The organism is Bacillus cereus group sp. MYBK101-2, from assembly GCF_051918845.1.
Lineage (GTDB): Bacteria > Bacillota > Bacilli > Bacillales > Bacillaceae_G > Bacillus_A > Bacillus_A paranthracis.
Genome location: NZ_JBQAIE010000043.1, coordinates 1 through 1,585 on the forward strand (window position 1 = coordinate 1; position 1,585 = coordinate 1,585).

Below are 1,585 nucleotides of genomic sequence, written 5' to 3' on the forward strand. Positions count from 1 at the left end.
GAGGTTGTCCCAAAAGTAGCTGAATAGCTACTTTTGGGCAACCTCTTTCTTTACAGAAAATATAAAAAAGAATCGTCCATCTTTGATATAATTAAGTCACCACAACCAAATCATCAAAAGAAAGGAACGATTCTCTTATGTTTATAGATTATAACAAAAAACAACTCACTTTTCCATTAGATGTTGAGGTTCATATTCCTGAACATCATCTTTCACGTGTGGTTCATACAGCTGTAGAAGCAATGGACCTCTCTATCCTCTTATCACGTTATCCAGGTGGTGGCAGACCACCTTATCACCCAAAAATGATGTTGAAAGTCTTATTATATGCCTACACAAAAGGAATCTATTCTTCTCGAAAAATCGAGGAACAACTCCATGAAAATATCCATTTCATGTGGCTTTCTGACGAAAAAACACCAGACTTTCGTACAATCAATCGTTTTCGATCAGAGCGTATGAAAGACGTGATTTATGAAACTTTCTTCTCTCTTATCGACCTATTGAAACAAGAAGGACTTGTCAAACTCGAAGATTATTTTCTAGATGGAACAAAAATAGAGGCAAATGCCAATCGATATACGTTTGTATGGAGAAAATCCACCGAAAAATATGATCAAAAGCTAGATGAGAAGTACCAAAAGATTGTCGCGACAATTGAACAAGCAAGTGAAGACGATCAGAAAGCGGAATTAGAAGAAGAACAAATGAAAGATGCTTGTCCTGTCACTTCTGAAAAAATTAAACAAACTATTCAAACCTTAGAAAAACGCCTACAAGATGAACCGAAAAATAAAACGATGAAAAAAGCGAAGCGTCAGTTGGAAAAGGATCTTCTTCCACGCAAAATAAAGTACGAAGCTCATAAAGAAACCTTTCAAGAAAGAAATAGCTTTTCAAAAACAGATACAGACGCGACCTTTATGCGGATGAAAGAAGACCATATGAAAAACGGTCAGCTTAAACCAGGATACAATCTACAAGTCGGAACTGAGGATCAATTTATTACAGGGTTTAGTATTCATCAAAAAGCGGGAGATACAACTTGTTTCATTCCTCATTTTGAAATGTTTGAGAAGTACAATCGTGTAAAACCTAAAAATGTGGTTGCTGATTCTGGTTATGGAAGCGAAGAAAACTATGCATTCTGCGAAGAGAAAAATATGAAAGCATATGTGAAATACAATACGTTTGAAAAAGAACAAACGAAAGCTTGGACGAAACAAATCGGTCGCGTAGAAAATATGTCTTATGATGAAGAGCTGGATGAATGGATTTGCGAAAATGAAAAACGCCTTATTTTTTCACATGAAAGCAAACAACAAACAAGCAATGGTTATACTTCTATCAAAAGAACGTATCGTTGTACAGAATGTTTGGGCTGTCCATTTCAAGAAACATGTGCCAAAGGAAAAGAAACCAAATCTATCAGTGTCTCTGTCAAAAATCAAAAACAGCGAAAAGAAGTACGAGAACGTTTACGTACAAAAGAAGGTAAAGAATTATATGGAAAGCGAAAAATAGAGGTGGAACCTGTATTTGGTCATATTAAATACAATCGTTTCTTCCAACGTTTTTCCTTGCG

1 protein-coding gene is annotated in these 1,585 nt (G+C 35.6%); it reads left to right on the top strand.

Annotation, left to right across the window (positions count from 1 at the left end; translation table 11 throughout):
- Positions 1 to 137: 137 nt before the first annotated feature.
- Positions 138 to 1,585, top strand: a 1,448-nt coding sequence (locus tag ACTFSI_RS27945) for an IS1182 family transposase (RefSeq protein WP_440045792.1), incomplete at its 3' end; no start/stop codon positions are given.